Source organism: Nocardioides luteus (genome assembly GCF_015752315.1).
Taxonomy (GTDB): Bacteria; Actinomycetota; Actinomycetes; order Propionibacteriales; family Nocardioidaceae; genus Nocardioides.
Genome location: NZ_JADOVJ010000001.1, coordinates 591,065 through 608,934, shown reverse-complemented (window position 1 = coordinate 608,934; position 17,870 = coordinate 591,065). Strand labels below are relative to the sequence as shown.

19 protein-coding genes are annotated in these 17,870 nt (G+C 69.8%); 10 read left to right on the top strand and 9 right to left on the bottom strand.

What is annotated here, in order from left to right:
* The first annotated feature begins 66 nt into the window (after window positions 1–66).
* Genes HD557_RS02900 through HD557_RS02890 form a run of 3 tightly spaced genes read left to right on the top strand, consistent with a single transcriptional unit; the run spans window position 67 to window position 2,880 of the window.
* Window positions 67–966: an amino acid ABC transporter permease gene (locus tag HD557_RS02900; RefSeq protein WP_196872757.1), complete on the top strand. Its 900-nt coding sequence runs from the start codon at window positions 67–69 to the stop codon at window positions 964–966.
* Window positions 963–1,766, top strand: a complete 804-nt coding sequence (locus tag HD557_RS02895) for an amino acid ABC transporter ATP-binding protein (protein ID WP_196872756.1) — start codon at window positions 963–965, stop codon at window positions 1,764–1,766. The genes HD557_RS02900 and HD557_RS02895 overlap by 4 nt, the downstream gene beginning before the upstream one ends.
* 10 nt (window positions 1,767–1,776) lie before the next feature.
* Complete coding sequence (locus HD557_RS02890; protein WP_196872755.1) at window positions 1,777–2,880, top strand: ABC transporter substrate-binding protein; 1,104 nt, start codon at window positions 1,777–1,779, stop codon at window positions 2,878–2,880.
* Between the two features lie 25 nt (window positions 2,881–2,905).
* Here HD557_RS02890 and HD557_RS02885 read toward each other — a convergent pair whose 3' ends face one another.
* Genes HD557_RS02885 through nirD form a run of 5 tightly spaced genes read right to left on the bottom strand, consistent with a single transcriptional unit; the run spans window position 2,906 to window position 7,756 of the window.
* Complete coding sequence (locus HD557_RS02885; protein ID WP_196872754.1) at window positions 2,906–4,426, bottom strand: metallophosphoesterase; 1,521 nt, start codon at window positions 4,424–4,426, stop codon at window positions 2,906–2,908.
* Between the two features lie 50 nt (window positions 4,427–4,476).
* Window positions 4,477–5,433: a 23S rRNA (guanosine(2251)-2'-O)-methyltransferase RlmB gene (rlmB, locus tag HD557_RS02880; RefSeq protein ID WP_008360801.1), complete on the bottom strand. Its 957-nt coding sequence runs from the start codon at window positions 5,431–5,433 to the stop codon at window positions 4,477–4,479.
* Complete coding sequence (gene cysS / locus HD557_RS02875; protein WP_008360799.1) at window positions 5,433–6,842, bottom strand: cysteine--tRNA ligase; 1,410 nt, start codon at window positions 6,840–6,842, stop codon at window positions 5,433–5,435. Before cysS ends, rlmB begins: the two co-directional genes overlap by 1 nt.
* Before the next feature lie 30 nt (window positions 6,843–6,872).
* A complete protein-coding gene (gene ispF / locus HD557_RS02870) occupies window positions 6,873–7,355 on the bottom strand; it encodes a 2-C-methyl-D-erythritol 2,4-cyclodiphosphate synthase (protein WP_196872753.1) in 483 nt (160 codons plus the stop codon).
* Window positions 7,356–7,393: 38 nt separating this feature from the next.
* Entirely contained in the window at window positions 7,394–7,756 is a 363-nt protein-coding gene (gene nirD, locus HD557_RS02865) for a nitrite reductase small subunit NirD (RefSeq protein WP_008360796.1), read from the bottom strand.
* Between the two features lie 169 nt (window positions 7,757–7,925).
* Here nirD and HD557_RS02860 point away from each other — a divergent pair, with 169 nt between their 5' ends.
* Window positions 7,926–8,618: an IspD/TarI family cytidylyltransferase gene (locus HD557_RS02860; protein ID WP_196872752.1), complete on the top strand. Its 693-nt coding sequence runs from the start codon at window positions 7,926–7,928 to the stop codon at window positions 8,616–8,618.
* A 22-nt stretch (window positions 8,619–8,640) separates the two neighbouring features.
* Here the strand turns inward: HD557_RS02860 and HD557_RS02855 are convergent, their stop codons facing one another.
* Window positions 8,641–9,249 (bottom strand): 2-C-methyl-D-erythritol 4-phosphate cytidylyltransferase, encoded by a 609-nt coding sequence (locus HD557_RS02855; RefSeq protein WP_196872751.1) that lies wholly within the window; start codon window positions 9,247–9,249, stop codon window positions 8,641–8,643.
* 91 nt (window positions 9,250–9,340) lie between these two features.
* Entirely contained in the window at window positions 9,341–9,826 is a 486-nt protein-coding gene (locus HD557_RS02850; protein ID WP_008360791.1) for a CarD family transcriptional regulator, read from the bottom strand.
* Between the two features lie 235 nt (window positions 9,827–10,061).
* Between HD557_RS02850 and HD557_RS02845 the strand changes: the two genes are divergently transcribed.
* The 3 genes from HD557_RS02845 to HD557_RS02835 all read left to right on the top strand — a co-directional run bounded on the left by HD557_RS02845 (window position 10,062) and on the right by HD557_RS02835 (window position 12,521).
* The gene (locus HD557_RS02845; RefSeq protein ID WP_196872750.1) at window positions 10,062–10,907 is read left to right on the top strand and encodes a UbiA family prenyltransferase; all 846 of its coding nucleotides are present in this window, start codon (window positions 10,062–10,064) and stop codon (window positions 10,905–10,907) included.
* Between the two features lie 67 nt (window positions 10,908–10,974).
* The gene (locus HD557_RS02840) at window positions 10,975–11,781 is read left to right on the top strand and encodes a hypothetical protein (RefSeq protein ID WP_196872749.1); all 807 of its coding nucleotides are present in this window, start codon (window positions 10,975–10,977) and stop codon (window positions 11,779–11,781) included.
* Window positions 11,781–12,521 (top strand): phosphoglyceromutase, encoded by a 741-nt coding sequence (locus tag HD557_RS02835; RefSeq protein ID WP_008360784.1) that lies wholly within the window; start codon window positions 11,781–11,783, stop codon window positions 12,519–12,521. The genes HD557_RS02840 and HD557_RS02835 overlap by 1 nt, the downstream gene beginning before the upstream one ends.
* A 24-nt stretch (window positions 12,522–12,545) precedes the next feature.
* Here the strand turns inward: HD557_RS02835 and phoU are convergent, their stop codons facing one another.
* Window positions 12,546–13,196 (bottom strand): phosphate signaling complex protein PhoU, encoded by a 651-nt coding sequence (gene phoU, locus HD557_RS02830; RefSeq protein ID WP_008360782.1) that lies wholly within the window; start codon window positions 13,194–13,196, stop codon window positions 12,546–12,548.
* A 121-nt stretch (window positions 13,197–13,317) separates the two neighbouring features.
* Between phoU and HD557_RS02825 the strand changes: the two genes are divergently transcribed.
* From HD557_RS02825 to HD557_RS02815, 3 genes are all read left to right on the top strand, one after another.
* Complete coding sequence (locus HD557_RS02825) at window positions 13,318–14,475, top strand: sensor histidine kinase (protein WP_008360780.1); 1,158 nt, start codon at window positions 13,318–13,320, stop codon at window positions 14,473–14,475.
* A complete protein-coding gene (locus HD557_RS02820) occupies window positions 14,472–15,149 on the top strand; it encodes a response regulator transcription factor (protein ID WP_008360778.1) in 678 nt (225 codons plus the stop codon). Before HD557_RS02825 ends, HD557_RS02820 begins: the two co-directional genes overlap by 4 nt.
* Window positions 15,150–15,277: 128 nt before the next feature.
* Entirely contained in the window at window positions 15,278–16,567 is a 1,290-nt protein-coding gene (locus HD557_RS02815; RefSeq protein WP_196872748.1) for a hypothetical protein, read from the top strand.
* A 5-nt stretch (window positions 16,568–16,572) separates the two neighbouring features.
* Here the strand turns inward: HD557_RS02815 and HD557_RS02810 are convergent, their stop codons facing one another.
* Complete coding sequence (locus tag HD557_RS02810) at window positions 16,573–17,859, bottom strand: MFS transporter (RefSeq protein WP_196872747.1); 1,287 nt, start codon at window positions 17,857–17,859, stop codon at window positions 16,573–16,575.
* Window positions 17,860–17,870 lie beyond the last annotated feature (11 nt).

The window sequence follows — 17,870 nt, the reverse complement described above, 5'->3', positions numbered from 1 at the left end:
ATTCTCTAGCAACTCGCTAGACATTATGTGTTTTGTCTGGCGGTCCCCCAGAGACCCGAGGATGCCATGACCACCACCGCCACTCCGGCCACGGCCGCGGCCGATCCGCCGGCGCCACCAGAAGATCCGTTGGCCACGAGAAGGGTCGCGCCACGCCGCCGCTACGGCCGCTGGCTCGTCACCGCGATCGTCCTCGCCCTCACCGTCGAGGCGGTGCGCGCGCTCGCGGCCAACCCGGCCTACCAGTGGGACCGGATCTCCTACTACTTCACCCTCGACGTGGTCCTCGACGCGCTGCTGGTCACCCTCGAGGTGACCGCGGTCAGCGCGGTCGTGGGCTTCGTCGGCGGCGTGGTCCTGGCCCTCGGCCGGATGTCGGGCAACCCGCTGGTCAACGCCCTGAGCTGGTTCTACATATGGTTCTTCCGGTCACTGCCCCTGGTCGTACTGCTCATCATCATCTTCAACGCCTCCCTCTTCTTCCCGCAGATCGGGATCAACGTCCCGTTCGGGCCGAGCCTGGTCTCCTATGACGTCGAGGGTCTGCTGGTGCCGTTCGTGGCGGCGGTCGTCGGGCTCAGCCTCAACGAGGCCGCCTTCGCCGCCGAGATCATCCGCGGCGGTCTGCTCTCCGTCGACCACGGTCAGATCGAGGCGGCCAACGCGCTCGGCCTCTCCCCGTGGCGACGCCTGCGCCAGGTGGTCCTCCCCCAAGCCCTGCGCAGCATCGTCCCCGGCTACGTCAACCAGCTGATCGGCCTCGTCAAGGCCTCCTCGCTGGTCTACTACGTCTCCCTCGTCGACCTCTTCGGCATCGTCTACCAGCTCGAGAGCACCCACGTCAGCGACAAGGTGGCCGTCCTGCTGGTCGGCACCGCCTGGTACCTCCTCATCGCCGCCCTCCTCTCCGTCCTCCAGCACTACGTCGAGCGCCACTACTCCCGCGGCTGGGAGGTCCGCTCGTGACCGCCACCAAGGAGACCACCGAGAAGACCACCGAGGGCGTACGCGTCCGCAACGCGCACAAGTCCTTCGGCCCCCACCCCGTCCTGAAAGGCATCGACCTCGACCTGGCTCCGGGGACGGTGACGGTCGTCATCGGTCCGTCCGGATCGGGCAAGTCCACGCTGCTGCGTACGCTCAACCACCTCGAGACGCTCGACCTGGGCTACGTCTCGGTGGCCGGTGAGCTGATCGGCGTACGCGAGCACAACGGCCGCCTCCACGAGCTCAGCCCACGGCAGGTGCGTAGGCAGCGCGCCCGGATCGGGTTCGTCGCTCAGAGCTTCAACCTCTTCCCCCACCTCACCGTCGCCGCCAACGTCGCCGAACCGCTGCTCGCGCACAAGGTCGCCGGCTGGGATGCGGCCTACACGAAGGCGTACGAGCTGCTGGACCGGGTCGGGCTGAAGCACCGCTGCACCGACTATCCGCGCCAGCTCTCCGGAGGTCAGCAGCAGCGGGTGGCGATCGCCCGCGCCCTGGCCCTCGAGCCCGAGCTGCTGCTCTTCGACGAGCCCACCTCCGCCCTCGACCCCGAGCTGGTCGGCGAGGTGCTCGCCGTCATCAAGGAGCTCGCCCGGAGCGGAAGGACGCTGGTCGTCGTCTCCCACGAGATCGGCTTCGCACGTGACGTCGCCGACCACGTCGTGTTCATCGACGGCGGCGTCGTGGTCGAGCAGGGCCCGCCGGCCCAGGTGCTCGACCACCCCCAGCACGCTCGCACCCGCGAGTTTCTCGGCAAGGTCCGCCAACCCACCACCTAGGAGAACAGCCATGTCCGACGACACCAAGACCGATCCCGACAACAAGACCGCACCCGACAAGACCGACCCCGACCCCACCTCGGAGAAGCCCGAGACCCCCGGGATCCCGCCACGCCGCCGGACCCCGTTGATCATCGCGGCCGTCGCGATCATCGCCGTGATCGCCGTCATCGCCGCCGTCGTGCTCGGCGGCGGGGCCGACGAGGAGACCGCGACAGAGTCCGGAGACGTGACCGAGGTCAAGATCGGCGAGGTGGCCGGCGCGGCGGCGAAGCCGACCACCATCGAGGTGCCGGTCGTCGACGAGATCCGGGAGAAGGTGCCGCAGGAGATCCTCGACCGCGGCACCCTCGAGATCGGCCAGGGCGCACTGCCGGCCGGGTTCCCGCCGCTCGCCTTCGTCGGCACCGACAACAAGACGCTCACCGGAGCCGAGCCCGACCTCTCCCGCCTCATCGCGGCCGTCTTCGGCCTGAAGCCGGAGCTCATCAACGCGACCTGGCAGAACCTCTTCGTGGGCCTCGACGCCGGCACCAGCGACGTCGCGATCTCCAACGTGACCGACACCGAGGAGCGCAAGCAGAAGTACGACTTCGCGTCCTACCGCCAGGACAACCTGGGCTTCGCCACGGTCGGCACCTCGACGTGGGAGTTCGGCGGCGACTACCGCACGCTCGACGGCCTGAAGGTCGCCGTCGGCTCGGGCACGAACCAGGAGAAGATCCTGCTGGAGTGGCAGGCGAAGCTGAAGGCCGAGGGCAAGAAGCTGGACGTCAAGTACTTCCCCGACAACCCGGCCACCTGGACCGCCCTCGAGTCCGGTCAGATCGACGCGTACTTCGGACCCAACCCGGGCATCGCCTACCAGATCGCCGGGACCGGCGACACCTTCCGCAACGCTGGCACGTTCTCCGGTGCGGGCGAGTCGCTGCAGGGTCTGATCGCCGCGACCACCAAGAAGGACAGCGGGCTGGTCGAGGCGCTGGCCGACGCGATCAACTACTTGATCGAGAACGGTCAGTACGCCACCTGGCTGAAGACCTACGGCCTGTCGAACGAGGCCGTGGAGAAGTCCGAGATCAACCCGCCCGGCCTGCCGCTGGAGAACCAGTGACACGCTGAGCACCACCCGGCCCGGCTCACCGGTCGGCACCCTCCAACGGGACGTACTCGTGGGCGGTGAGGGCGCCGTTGGTCTCCAGCTCGACCGACTGGAGACCGACGGGCTGCCCGTCGGCGTAGGTGATCAGGGAGACCTCGGCGGTGCGGCGGATCTTCCCCATCGCGAAGGCGTACGCAGCACCGCCGGTGGTGCCGTTGGTGTAGGTCCAGCCGACCTGGCCGTTCTCGCCGGCCACCTCGCTCGGACCCTGGTGCACGTGGCGGTGGCCTCCGACGACGAGGGTCGCGCAGCCTCGGCGCAGGGTCTCGCGACCCAGCGACGGGTCGTGGACGAGGAGCGTCGCGACCGGCTTGCCGTCGTCCATGGAGTCGCAGGCGATGTCGGCCAGCTTCTCGCCGGCCTCCTCGAGGGTGACGCCCTTCTCGTCGATCCAGTTGCCGAGGCCGCTGGTGCGCGGGTCGGGGACGCCGAGGAGCGTGGAGCCACCGGGGCCGTCGACGACCTCCCCGTCGAGCATCGTCCAGCCCTTGTCGGCCAGGTAGGTGCCGACGGTCGGGCCGTGGTCGTGGTTGCCGGTGACCGCCCACTTGTCCAGGCCGTCGCTGGCGTCGGTGAGGGAGTCGAGGGAGAAGGTCTCCCAGTCGGAACCGGTCGAGGTGTCGTCGCCCGCGTCCAGGATGCCGGTCGCGCCACCCTCGTCGGCGACCGCGCGCACCACCGAGTCCATGCCGACGTTGTCGTGGCGGTCGGAGACCAGAGCCACCACGGTCTCGTCCTCGGCCGGCTCTCGCAGAGCCAGGTCCGGCACCTTCTCGACCACCTTCTCGTAGAAGGTGTGGCTGGAGTTGTAGGTGTCCACGGCGCTGGCCACCAGCCTCCGGGTCTGGTTCGCGTAGGCGTCGCCGCGCACCTCCACCCCGGTGAGCTCGTCGGGCACGGGGATCCCCGGGCCGAGGAAGTCGGCCAGCGGGGTCCAGTCACCGGCGACCGGTTCGGCCTTGCTGTCCGCGGTGGGCGCCGCGGACTCGGCCCACGGCTGCCAGACCGCGACGGCGAGCACCGCCACCGTCACCACACCGACGCCCACGGTAGTGAGACCGTGCCGCGTACGGACCGCATCCGCCGTGCGCCGACGCAGCTCGGCGCGGCGTTCGGAGCCAGGCAGCCACCACAGCAGGACTCCCCCGGCGACGATCGCCAGGGAGACCGCGGCGCCGCGGAGCACGGCGGCGGTGAGCATCGACTCGACCTGCTCCACCACGACGGCGCGCTGACCGTCCGGCGCTGAGCCGAGCACCGCGTAGCGCTCGAAGAGCTCGTCCATCGACCTCAGCTCGGTCTTCCCGAGGGTGACGTCGACACCGACCGGACCGGCCACGTCCAGACGTACGTCGGGAAGCACCGGTCCGGTGTGGATGATCGCCTTCCCCGACAGCGTCGGTCGCAGGACCGAGTCGTGCCCGGCCAGGACCACCTGGCGCTCGCTGGACAGGAACAGCCACGCGCTCAGCGCCACGGCGAGCACGAGCCACAGCACTCCTAGCCCCGCCCAGACGGCGAGGCCATGAAGCAGGCTGCGGCGGGAGATCAGCGGCGCGCCTCCGCGACGGCGTAGAGCACGACCGACGCAGCGACGCCGGCATTGAGGGACTCCACCGAGTTGGCCATCGGGATCGAGACTATCTGGTCGCAGGTCTCCTGGACCAGACGCGAGAGCCCGCCGCCCTCGGCACCGACGACGATCACCAGCGGACCGTCGGCGAGACCGTCGGGTGCGCCCAGCTCCGGCAGCGTGATGTCGCCCTCCATGTCGAGCCCGACGACCATGCAGCCGGCGTCCTGGTAGGCCTTGAGCTGCCGGGTCAGGTTGACCGTCTGGGCGACCGGGATCCGCGACGCCGCACCGGCGCTCGTCTTCCAGGCGGCGGCGGTCATCCCGGCCGCACGACGCTCCGGGATCACCACGCCGTGGGCGCCGAACGCGGCAGCCGAACGCACGATGGCGCCCAGGTTGCGCGGGTCGGTGACCTGGTCGAGGGCCACGATCAGCGGCTTCTCCCCGATCTCGGCGGCACGGTCGATCAGGTCGTCGGCGTGGGCGTACTCATAGGCGGGGATGCGTGCCGCCAGGCCCTGGTGGCCGTTGAAGCCGGTGAGCCGGTCGAGCTCGACCTTGGTCACCTCGAGCAGCGAGATGCCCTTCTCGGAGGCGAGCAGGAACGCCTCGCGCAGCCGCCCGTCACGCTCGGCGCCCTCGGCGACGTAGATCCCGTTGACCGGTACGTCCTCGCGCAGTGCCTCGACCACGGAGTTGCGTCCGATGATCCACTCGGCGTCGCCCGCGGCCCGCTTGCGCGGACCCTTGCCGGCCCGCTGCTCGGCGGCCTGGGCCGCCTTGTGGGCCTTGTGGTAGGGCCGGTCCTTCGCCTTCGGCGTCGGACCCTTGCCTTCGAGCCCGCGACGGCGGTTGCCGCCGGACCCGACCTGGGCACCCTTCTTGCGTCCCTTCGCGATCGCTCCGCGACGCTGGGAGTTGCCTGCCATCAGTTAACGCTCCATTTCGGACCCTCAGGGGTGTCCTCGATCTCGATCCCGGCGTCCTTGAGCCGGTCTCGCATGGCATCTGCGCGGGCCCAGTCCTTGGCGGCGCGCGCCTCCGCGCGCTCGTCCAGGACCCCGCGGACGAGTACGTCCAGCGCACCGGTCAGCTTCTCGTCGGCACCGCTCTCCGGACCCCACGAGGGGTCGGCGGGGTCCAGACCGAGGATGTCCAGCATCGCGCGGACGCTCGTGGCGACCCCGCGCAGCGCCGGGCTGTCGCCGTCGGCGAGCAGCTTGTTGCCCTCCCGGACGACCTCGTGCAGGGCGGCGACGGCGGCGGGAGTGCCGAGGTCGTCGTCCATCGCGGCGACGAAGTCGGTGGACGGGACGCCGTCGGCCGGGATCTCACCGATCACCGAAGCCGCCCGGTCGAGGAAGCCCTCGATCCGCTGGAACCCGGCAGCCGCCTCGTCGAGCGCCTCGAAGGAGAACTCGACGTGCGACCGGTAGTGGGCCGCGACCAGGTAGTAGCGCAGCTCGATGCCGCGTACCTTCTTCAGGACCTCGGGGATGACCAGCGAGTTGCCCAGCGACTTCGACATCTTCTCGCCGGAGGTGGTGATCCAGGCGTTGTGCAGCCAGTAGCTCGCGAACGGCCGGCCGGCAGCGCGCGACTGGGCCTGCTCGTTCTCGTGGTGCGGGAAGCGCAGGTCGAGGCCTCCGCCGTGGAAGTCGAAGGCGGGACCGAGGTATTTCCCGGCCATCGCCGAGCACTCGATGTGCCAGCCGGGACGTCCCAGCCCCCAGGGCGAGGGCCACGAGGCGGTCTCCGGCTCGGAGACCTTCCGGCCCTTCCACAGCGCGAAGTCACGCGGGTCGCGCTTGCCGCGCGGGTCGGCGTCGGCGGCGGCCTCCATGTCGTCGACCTTCTGCCCCGACAGCTCACCGTAGGCGGGCCAGGAGCGCACGTCGAAGTAGACGTCGGCCGAACCATCCTCGGCGGCGTAGGCGTGACCCTTCGCGATCAGCTCCTCGATGAGCGCGATGATCTCGGGGATGTGACCGGTGGCCAGCGGCTCGTAGGTCGGCCGGGCGACGTTGAGCGAGGCGTAGGCGGCGTCGAGCTCGCGGTGCATGTCGTAGGCGAGGTTGTACCAGGGGCGCCCCTGGTCGGCGGACTTCGCCAGGATCTTGTCGTCGATGTCGGTCACGTTGCGGATGAAGGTGGTCTCGTACCCCGACGCCCGCAGCCAGCGCTGCAGCACGTCGAAGTTCACCCCGCTGCGGACGTGCCCGACATGCGGCTCGCTCTGCACGGTCAGGCCACAGACATAGAGCGACGCCTTGCCGGGCTGCAAGGGGGTGAAGTCACGTACTTCACGGGTCGCCGAGTCGTAGAGCCTGAGTGCCATGCCCCAAGTCTAGGGACGGACGCGTGTTCCCTACCTATCGCGACGCACGATGAGCGCGGTTGCGATGGCAGCGACACCTTCGCCTCGGCCGGTGAGCCCGAGGCCGTCGGAGGTCGTCGCCGTCACCGTGACCGGCGCGCCGGCCGCCGCGGAGAGCGCCTGGTTGGCCTCGTCGCGCCGCGGACCGATCTTGGGCCGGTTGCCGATCACCTGGACCGCGACGTTGCCGATCTCGAAACCGGCCTCCCGGACCCGGCGCGCGGCCTCCGCCAGCAGGACGACGCCGGCGGCGCCGGCCCACTCGGGCTCGGAGGTGCCGAAGTTCGACCCCAGGTCACCGAGACCCGCCGCGGAGAAGAGCGCGTCGCAGCAGGCGTGGGCGGCCACGTCGCCGTCGGAGTGCCCGGCCAGACCCTGCTTCTCGTCGGGGAAGGCGAGGCCGGCCACGTGCATCGGGACACCGTCGGCAAGGCTGTGTACGTCGGTCCCGATGCCGACCAGAGGAAGCTGCACGACCGCAGTCTCCCAGACGGCCTGCCGATCGGGTGCAGTCAGGCGACCTTCCGGTGCCCGACGTGGATGAGCCCGTCGACGACCCGGACCTCGTAGGCCGGGATGGACACGTGCGGGTCCTCCAGGCACTGCCCGGTACGCAGGTCGAACCCGTGCCGGTGGGCGGGCGAGGCCACGAACGGCACGCCGTCGCGGACCCCGACGATGCCCTTGGCGATCACCGATGCCTTGGCGAACGGGTCGTGGTTGCCCAGCGCATAGACGGCGTCGTCGGGCATCCGGAAGATGGCGATGGCCTGCCCGTGGACCAGTGCCGTGGCGCCGCGCTTCACCTCGAGCGCTTCGACGGGACAGACGGACTGCCACTCTGCGTGGTCGTCCCGCTGCGCGTGAGCACTCATGACGTCGCCGGCCCGAGCCGCTTCGTCGACATTCGTCGGGTCCTCCCTTCGGTGGATTTGAACCGTAGGACGCGTGAGGGACACCTCCTGTTTCGCTCTGTTACGGGTGCGTAAACACCAGCGCCCAGCCCCTCGGCCGTCTCCGCCACCGAACGGATAGCCTCCAGGGGTGCCCGCCGCTCTCGTACTCCTGGCCGCCGGATCCGGCACCCGCGTCGGAGCCGCCACCAACAAGGTGCTGCTCCCGCTCGACGGGTCCGACGATCCGGCCTCCTCAGCCCTCGGTCTCTCGCTCCGTACCGCCCTCGAGGTGCCCGACGTGCACCGCCTGGTCCTGGTCGTACGCAGCGGCGACGAGGAGGCGGTCGCCGCTGTCGCGCAACCCCTGCTGGGCGAGCGCGAGGTCGCGATGGTCACCGGCGGCGCCACCCGCCACGCCTCCGAGCAGGCCGCGCTCGGCGTGCTCCGTGCCGACATCGAGGCCGGCCGGGTCGACGTGGTCGCGATCCACGACACCGCCCGGCCACTGGCGGCGCCCGAGCTCTACGCCGCGGTCATCGGTGTCGCCCGCGAGCACGGGGGCGCCATCCCCGCCGCCCCGCTCACCCATCTCTCGGCGCGCGATCTCCAGCCGGTGGGTGGTGCTCTCGTCGGCGTACAGACACCGCAGGCGTTCCGGGCGGCCGACCTCCTGGCCGCCTATGCCCAGGCCGCGGCCGACGGCTTCGACGGCACCGACACCGGTGCGACGCTGGAGCGCTACGCCTCCGACGTACGCATCGTCGCCGTGCCCAGCTCGCCACTGAACCTCAAGGTGACCTTCGCCGACGACCTCCAGGCGGCCGCGGCGCTGCTCGGCTGAAGCGAAGCCCGAAACAGACAGCTCAGCTGATCCGGCTGCGCGAGAGCGCCTCCAGCAGGCGTACGTCGTCCGGCGACGTCACCCGGCGACCGACCGGCGGCGCCTCGACCGAGACGACCGGGAACCGGCGGGCCAAGGCACCCGCGATCTCGGCGAAGTCGCCGGAGGGCCAGGCGTCGAGCGCGGCGACCACGGCCGGAGGCAGCACGATCGGCGCCGCGACCGAGACGAGCGCGGACCGGTCGACGGTCTCACCGAGCACCGGCACCCCGTCCTCGGCGGTGAGCTTCTTGACCGTGTCGGTGACCGGGCGTACGCCGACCACGACCGCCTCGCGGGCGAGCGCGGTCGAGACGCAGTGGGCGATGAAGGCCGGCGGCGTCATCGGGCACAGCGAGTCGTGCAGGACCAGCGGCTCCTCGGCCGCGACGATCCCCTCCCACGACGTGGTGAAGTCCACGGGGGTCACGCCGGACTCGCCGAGGGACCAGGTCGCCGCGGCGACCAGCGCCTCACCGTGGATCAGCGCGAACGGCAGCGAGCCCCGGCCGTCGTCGGCGACGATCCCGAGGGCCGGCGGCAGCTCGGCGGTCTCGTCGATCTCGTCGTAGTCGGCGTAGGGGTCCTCCATGGGGTCACCGTATCGGCCGGGCTGATCGCTCTGAAAACGCGAAACAGGCCCCGGGATGACCCGGAGCCTGTAACGCAGACCGATACCAGCGTCAGCTGGCCAGCACCTCATCGAGGAGGACTTCAGCCTTGTCTTCGTTGGTGTGCTCGCACAGCGCGAGCTCCGAGACGAGGATCTGGCGTGCCTTGGCGAGCATGCGCTTCTCCCCGGCGGAGAGGCCACGGTCACGCTCACGACGCCACAGGTCACGCACGACCTCGGCGACCTTCATGACATCGCCGCTGTGCAGCTTCTCCAGGTTTGCCTTGTAACGACGCGACCAGTTGGTCGGCTCTTCGACGTGCTCCGCACGAAGCACCTCGAAGACTCGATCAAGCCCGTCCTTGTCTACGACGTCTCGAACTCCGACGAGCTCGAGATTGTTGGCCGGAACACGCACCACGAGGTCCTGCTGAGCGATGATGCGGAGGACCAGATACTGCCGCTCCTCGCCCTTGATGGTGCGCATCTCGATGTCTTCGATGACGGCCGCGCCATGGTTCGGGTATACGACGGTCTCGCCGACGGTGAAAGTCATATTTTTAGGTACCCCTTCCTAGGACCATAAGTCTACCACGGATCTTAGAATTCGGATTCCGCGTTTCTGCAGGTCAGGGGCTCAATCTGGGGTTGACAGAATGACAACTTGTGTGGTTCCGCGCGCGCAGGCCGGTGAAGAGTGGCAGCATGGCTGATTTCGAAACGGGGCCGAAATCTCGTCGTAGCCAGCCTGTTGTCCTGCGCGTGTCGGCAGAGTGCCCGATACTGCCGCCATGGCGAATGCATCGCAGAGCGCCCCCAAGACCATCTTCACCGTGTCGTCGCACGCCCAGGATCAGGACCCGGAAGAGACGCAGCCCAGCGCGTCGGCCGTTCCTGATGCCCCGGCGAGCAGTCAGAGCGTCATGGACAGGATCGGCAACTGGGCCCCGTTCCTCCTCATCCGCACCACTCACCCCCGTCAGGCCGTGCTGACGGCGATCGGCCTCTCGGTCGCCGCGGTCCTCGCCGGGCTGAGCACCCGCGAGGTCGCCCTCATCGCGGTCACCGTGCTCGTCGGCCAGGCCGTCCTCGGCTGGCACAACGACCTCGTCGACCAGGCCGTCGACCGCCGTCACGAGCGCGAGGGCAAGCCGATCTCGGACGGCCGCCTCGAAGCCGGAGGCGTCTGGTTCGCGCTGTGCTGCGGCGTGCTCCTCGTGATCCCGCTCTCGGTCACCTCGGGCACCGTCGCGGGGCTGTTCTACCTGGGCTCGCTCGTGATCGGGATGCTCGCCAACGTACTGCTGCGCAAGGGCCTCTTCTCCTGGGTCCTGTGGGCGGCCGCCTTCGCCTGCTACCCCGGATACATCTCGTACGCGGGCTGGGCCGGCGAGACCACCGGCGGCCCGCCCCACTGGGCGATGGTGGTGCTCGCCGCCGCGCTGGGTGTCGGGGTCCACTTCCTCACCGCCCTGTGGGGCCTGGTCGCCGACAACGAGGACGGCTGGACGTACCTGCCGCTCAAGGCCGGGCTCCAGCTCGGGGCCGGGAAGCTGCTCGGCGTCACGCTGGTCTACATCGCCGCCGTGGTCGGCGCGATGCTGTACGCCGCGAGCGCCGTCGGACTGCGTGCGTGACCGGCGCCTGACCTGCGTGCCTGACCCTTTTCCGAGATCACCGGATCGGGCGGATAGAGTGTCGCGCGTGACGACCAAGGTTATGCGGAAGCGGCTCGCGGTGACGGGCGCCCTCGTGGCTCTCGCCCTGCCGGCGCTCACCGCCTGCAGCAGCTTCGACTACGCAACCGACCGGCCCAACGAGATCGCCCACGGCGGCTCGACGCTCGACGGTGCCATCCGGATCAACGCGGCCCGCATCGTGACCGCGCAGGAAGGCTCCGGCATCCTGGTCGGCACCTTCTCGCTCGACCCGGCGATCAACCCGGCGGTCGCCGGCGAGGCGCTGCCGTCGGTCACCTCGATCGCGACCGGCTCCGAGGCCAGCAAGACGGTCACGCCCGAGTCGTTCACCCCGATCGAGCTGCCCACCGCCGGCATCATCAACCTGGCCGACCCGGCCAACGGCGGGATCGCGGTCACCGGTGACTTCAAGCCCGGCGACAGCATCCCGATGACCTTCACCTTCTCCGACGGTGAGGAGCGGACCATCTCGGTCCCCGTGGTCACCCAGTGCGGTCCCTACGCCGAGGTCGTCGCCGCCGTCGACGAGACCACCACCAAGCCCGCGAAGAAGGGCAAGAACGCCGAGGCCGAGGCGTCCGAGGGTGCGGCCACCGGCGAGGAGGCCTCGACCCTGCCGGCCGAGACCGCCACCGAGGACGAGCACGCCACCGAGGGTGAGGCCACCGAGGGCGAGCACGCCACGGAGACCGAGGCCGGTGCCGAGGCCGAGACCGAGGAGCACGGCGAGTCCGCGGGCACGATCTCCGAGGACCCCTACTCCTGCGAGTTCCCCCCGGCTGCCCTCCCCGGCGCCGAGGAAGCCCACTGATGACCTACAAGCTCGTCCTGCTGCGTCACGGCGAGAGCGAGTGGAACGCGCTCAACCTGTCCACCGGCTGGGTCGACGTCGACCTCACCGACAAGGGTCGCGCCGAGGCCGTCAACGGCGGCAAGCTGCTCGCCGAGGCCGGGATCCTTCCCGACCTGGTCCACACCAGCCTGCTGCGCCGCGCGATCAACACCGCCAACATCGCTCTCGACACCGCCGAGCGCCACTGGATCCCGGTGCGCCGCGACTGGCGCCTCAACGAGCGCCACTACGGCGCGCTGCAGGGCAAGAACAAGTCCGAGACGCTGAAGAAGTTCGGCGAGGAGCAGTTCCAGCTGTGGCGTCGTTCCTACGACGTCCCGCCCCCGCCGATCGAGGCCGACTCCGAGTTCTCCCAGGCCGGTGACCCGCGCTACGCCGACATCGAGGTGCCCGCCACCGAGTGCCTCAAGGACGTCGTCGCCCGGATGATCCCCTACTGGGAGTCGGCGATCGTGCCCGACCTCCAGGCCGGCAAGACCGTCCTGGTCACCGCCCACGGCAACAGCCTGCGCGCGCTGGTCAAGCACCTCGACAACATCTCCGACACCGACATCGCCAAGCTCAACATCCCCACGGCCCAGCCGCTGGTCTACGAGCTCGACGAGTCGCTGAAGCCGGTCGTCACCGGCGGCACCTACCTCGACCCCGAGGCTGCGGCCGCCGCGGCCGAGGCTGTCGCCAACCAGGGCAAGCAGTAGCAACAAACCCGCCGTCTCGGCGGGTCAGGAGTCGGCCGGGACCTCGCCGGTGACCACGAAGACGACCCGGTTGGCCACCGTGACGGCGTGGTCGGCGATGCGCTCGTAGTAGCGGCCCAGGAGAGCCACGTCGACGGCGGGCTCGACGCCGTGGGTCCAGTCCTGGCCCAGCAGCTCGGCGAAGGACTTGCGTCGCAGCTGGTCCATCTCGTCGTCGTCGGCGACCAGGTCCTGAGCTGCGGAGACATCGCGGGTGCGGAGGATCTCGCAGGTGCGCTCGACCATCTGCTGGGCGATCTCGGCCATCTTGGCGATGGTCGGCTGGGCCAGCTCGGGGACGGCCTTGTTCGGCGTACGCAGCCTGGCGATCTTGGCGACGTGGACGGAGAGGTCGCCCATCCGCTCGAGGTCGGAGATCATCCGCAGCGCGGCGACGACGACGCGGAGGTCGCCGGCGACCGGGGACTGCAGGCCGAGCAGCTCGAGTGCGTTCTCCTCGATGCGCTCGCGGGCGTCGTCGATCTCGACATCCTTGTCGATCACCTGCTCGGCGAGGTCGTTGCGGGCCTCGAGAAGAGCGATGGTGGCGTCGCGCACGGCCACCGACACCAGCTCACAGACACTGGTCAGATCGGTGAAGATGGCATCGAGGTCGTCATGGAAAGCAGCACGCATGAACCTGATCCTAGACACCCGACATGTACGGATCTTCATCGCGAGTGAACCGATGGTGAACGTTCGGCGCGGAAGCGTCCGGAGGTGAAGAATGGGTGTTTGATGGGATTACCCTGATCGTGTGGACTCGACGACGCAGGCCTTTCTTGCTGCGCTCCTCGGCGCTGTCGTCGCCGGAGCGGCGGTGCTTGCGTGGGCGATGAGCGAACGTTCCCGGCAACGGATCCCGGAGGTGGAGCCGCCCAAGGTTCCCTCCGAGGTGGCCGCCGTCCTCTCGGTGCTGCGTAGCAGTGCAGTCGTCGTGGACGAGGACGACACCGTCCTGAAGGCCAGCGCCCCGGCGTACGCCCTGGGCCTGGTGCGCGGCACCTCGCTGGTCTCGCCCGAGCTCTCCGAGCTCGTCCACGGTGTGCGCCGTGACGGCCAGATCCGCGAGACCGAGCTGGTGATCTCCCGCTCCAACGGGGCGTCGCGGCACGTCACCGCCCGGGTCGCCCCGCTCGGCACGCGCCTCGCCCTCGCCCTCGTCGAGGACCGCACCCGGGAGCGCCGGGTGGAGGCCGTGCGCCGCGACTTCGTCGCCAACGTCAGCCACGAGCTCAAGACCCCGGTCGGGGCGATCAGGGTGCTCGCCGACGCGGTCACCGAGGCCTCCGACGACCCCGAGGCCGTACGCCGCTTCTCCAACCGGATGATCCACGAGTCCGAGCGCCTGACCGAGCTGGTCCAGCAGATCATCGAGCTGTCCCGGCTCCAGGGCGACGAGCCGCTGGAGGCCCCCGTCGCGGTCGACGTCGACAAGGTCATCGTGTCCGCGATCGACAGCTCGACCGTCGATGCCGACGCCAAGAACATCAACGTGGTCGGCGCCGGCACCGCCGGGCTGCACGTCTTCGGCAACGAGGAGCAGGTCTCGACCGCGGTCACCAACCTGGTCTCCAACGCCGTCGCCTACTCCGACCCCGGCTCGACCGTGACCGTCTCGACCCGCGCCACCGACGGCTCGGTCGAGATCTCCGTGGTCGACCAGGGCATCGGCATCCCGTCCACGGAGATCGACCGGATCTTCGAGCGGTTCTACCGCGTCGACCCGGCCCGCCACCGCTCCACCGGCGGCACCGGTCTCGGCCTCTCGATCGTCAAACACGTCGCCGCCACGCATGGTGGCGAGGTCAAGGTGTGGTCGCAGGAGGGTCAGGGTTCCACCTTCACCCTCACCCTGCCCCAGCACCTACCAACTGCCGGGCAGTCCGGCACAAGCAAGGAGGAACGCCCGTGACCCGGGTACTCGTCGTCGAAGATGAAGCCAGCTACAGCGAGGCGCTGTCCTACATGCTCCGCAAGGAGGGCTTCGAGGTCGCCGTCGCCGAGGACGGCACCGACGCTCTGAAGGAGTTCGACCGCAACGGGGCAGACATCGTGCTGCTCGACCTGATGCTTCCCGGCCTCTCCGGCACCGAGGTGTGCCGGCAGATCCGGGCCACCTCGTCCGTCCCGGTCATCATGGTGACCGCCAAGGACGACGAGGTCGACAAGGTCGTCGGGCTCGAGCTCGGCGCCGACGACTACGTCACCAAGCCCTACTCCCCGCGCGAGCTCGTCGCCCGCATCCGCGCCGTCCTGCGGCGCGGCACCGAGCCCGACGCCGCCCCCGCCACGCTCGAGGCCGGACCGGTCCGGATGGACGTGGAGCGCCACGTCGTGACCGTCGACGGCAACGAGCAGCGCCTGCCGCTCAAGGAGTTCGAGCTCCTCGAGATGTTCCTGCGCAACCCCGGCCGGGTCCTCACCCGCGGCCAGCTCATCGACCGCGTCTGGGGCTCCGACTACGTCGGCGACACCAAGACCCTGGACGTACACGTCAAGCGCCTGCGCGCCAAGCTCGAGCCGGACCCGTCCGAGCCGAAGTTCCTGGTCACCGTGCGTGGGCTGGGCTACAAGCTCGACCTGTAGGAAGTCGTTCCGACGTGGGAGTCGTGAGGTCACAGGCTGACCTCACGACTCCCACGATCTATTTACGCGTACCCGGTTGAGCGTCCGAACTCATGTGCCGCGCGTGGTTTTACCTGCAGGATTCGCATGTGACCCCCTCCAACCCCCGAACGCCCACGATCCCGGTGATCGCGATCGTCCTGCTCTCGGCGCTCGCCTGGCTCGTCGGCTTCCTGCCCGGCGTCCTTCCAGACGCATCACCGTTCGATGCCGCGGCCATGGGCGAGCTGGTCGCTGTCGCCATCGTCGCCGGTACGCTCGGCGGCGCTGCGGCCGCGGTCCGGCGCGACCGGCCGGCGGCGGCAATCGCTGCCGCGATCGGTGGGGTCGCTCTGATCGCTCTCGCGACCATCCGTGTGCTGGGCGAGCGAGGCGTCTACCTCGAGCTCGTGCTCTGGGCGCTGCAGCTGATCACCGTGCTCGTCACGGTCGTGGCAGTCGCTCTCGGACTGGTTGCCGCGCTCGGCCCGTCGTGGCTGCGCGGTCTCGCTCTCGCTCCGCTGGGCGGCGCCGCGTACAGCTGGTTCGGCCAGGTCGTGCCGCCCACGTCGTCGACGTACTGGTGGGCCTGGCTGACGGTTCCAGTCCTGGCCGGCGTGCTCGTGCTGAGCGTCGGACGCGGACCACGCGGACTGCTCGCCCTCCTGACCTGGCCATTCGTGCTGGCCGGGGTGTGGATGGTCCAGACGGTCATCATCGCCCTCACCGCGATCGGGCCGATGATCCGGCCTGGATACGGCATCGAGGCGCATCCGGACGTGTTGGTCGGGGAGTTCCTCGCGTACGCGTCCCAGATCTTCACGACACCCGGTGTCCACCAGGTCCCTCTCCTCGCGTGGTCGGTCGTGATCGCACTCGTGGTCGTCGTCGTACGCCTCGCCTTCGACCGCCGGGCAGGCTCGAGCGCGGCCTCGGTGGACGAGGTCGAGAAGGCGGATGTGCAAGCGGAGGACGAGCCGGTGCCCAGCAGCCCACTCCCCTGGGTCGAGATCCTGCTCGTCGGATTCTCGGTGGTCCTCGTCCTCATTGCCCTGGCGAACGTCTTCATGTCCTACTTCTGCTTCGCGGGCGACGGATACTGCGGGCCACCTTCGGCCGAGAACGTGGTTGCCTACCGGGTCGTCCTCGTCCTGATGGCGCTGGCGTCGCTGGGAGCGCTCGGGATGGCAGTCCTTCGACGCTCGGTGGCCGGAGTGATCTCACACCTGGTCGTCGCATTGATCGTCGCGGTGAGCGCAGTTCTGTTCGCCGTGCCCGCGATCGACTGGCAGCGGCCCTCCCCCGAGCGGCCCACCTCCGAGCGGGTCGATCCTGAGCCGTCCCCCGGCGCGCATGTCTGCTACTCCGGCGGCGACAGCGACGAGTGCGCTGGCGGGTGAGTCCGCTACGCCTGGCCCATCGGCTCGCGCGGCACCACCAGCGACATCAGCGCGGCGGCGGCGCACAGCGCGCCGGCGGCGTACCAGACCAGGTCGTAGGAGCCCGTGACATCGCGGACGACGCCGCCGACCCAGGCGACCAGGCCGGCGCCGACCTGGTGGGAGGCGAGGACCCAGCCGAAGACGATCGGGGCGTCCTCGGGCCAGACCTCGCGGCACAGTGCGAGCGTGGGCGGCACGGTGGCGACCCAGTCGAGGCCGTAGAAGACGATGAAGAACACCATCGGGATGTGCACCTCGGGCGCCAGCAGCATCGGCAGGAAGATCAGCGAGATGCCGCGCAGCGAGTAGTAGACGCCGAGCAGCACCACCGGGTTGAAGCGGTCGGTGAGCCAGCCGGAGAAGATCGTCCCGGCAACGTCGAAGATGCCGATCACGGCGAGCAGCGAGGCGGCCGCGACCGTGGCCATCCCGTGGTCGTGGGCGGCGGGCACGAAGTGGGTCCTGATCAGCCCGTTCGTGGTGATTCCGCAGATCGCGAAGGCGCCGGCGAGGAGCCAGAAGGCCTTCGTACGCATCGCCATCCCGAGCACGCGCACGGTCCGTAGCGCGGCGCCGGTCGCGGGCGCGGGCCGCGGCACGATCTGCGAGGCTCCGTAGGGCGCCAGGCCGACGTCGGCCGGGTAGTCGCGGAGCAGCAGGAGCACGAACGGGATGACGGCGGCGACGAGAGCGATCGTGACCGAGGCGGCCCGCCAGCCGAACTCCCCGATCAGCACCGCCAGCACCGGCAGGAAGATCAGCTGTCCCGAGGCGCCACCAGCCGTCAGCAGGCCGCTGACCAGGCCCTGCCGCTTGTCGAACCAGCGGGTGGTGATCGTGGCACCGAAGGCGAGCGCCATGCAGCCGCTGCCACCACCGACGAGGACGCCCCAGCCGAGGACGAACTGCCACGACTCGCTCATCCAGACGGTCCCGAGCGAGCCGAGGGTGATCATGGTGAGCGCGACGGCCACCACCGGGCGGATCCCGAAGCGGTCCATCAGCGCTGCGGCGAACGGGGCGGTCAGGCCGTAGAGCGCGAGCTGCAGCGTGATCCCGGCCCCGATCGTGCCGCGCGACCAGCCGAACTCCTCGTGCAGCGGACCGACCAGGAGGCCAGGTGCCGCGGTGAAGGCGGCGGCGCCGACGATGGTCACGAAGGCGATGCCGGCCACCCACCAGGCGGGGTGGATGCGCGGACGGCGCGCGGAGGTACGGCCGACAGGCGGCGGGGTCGTCGTCTGGGTCATGGAGATGATTT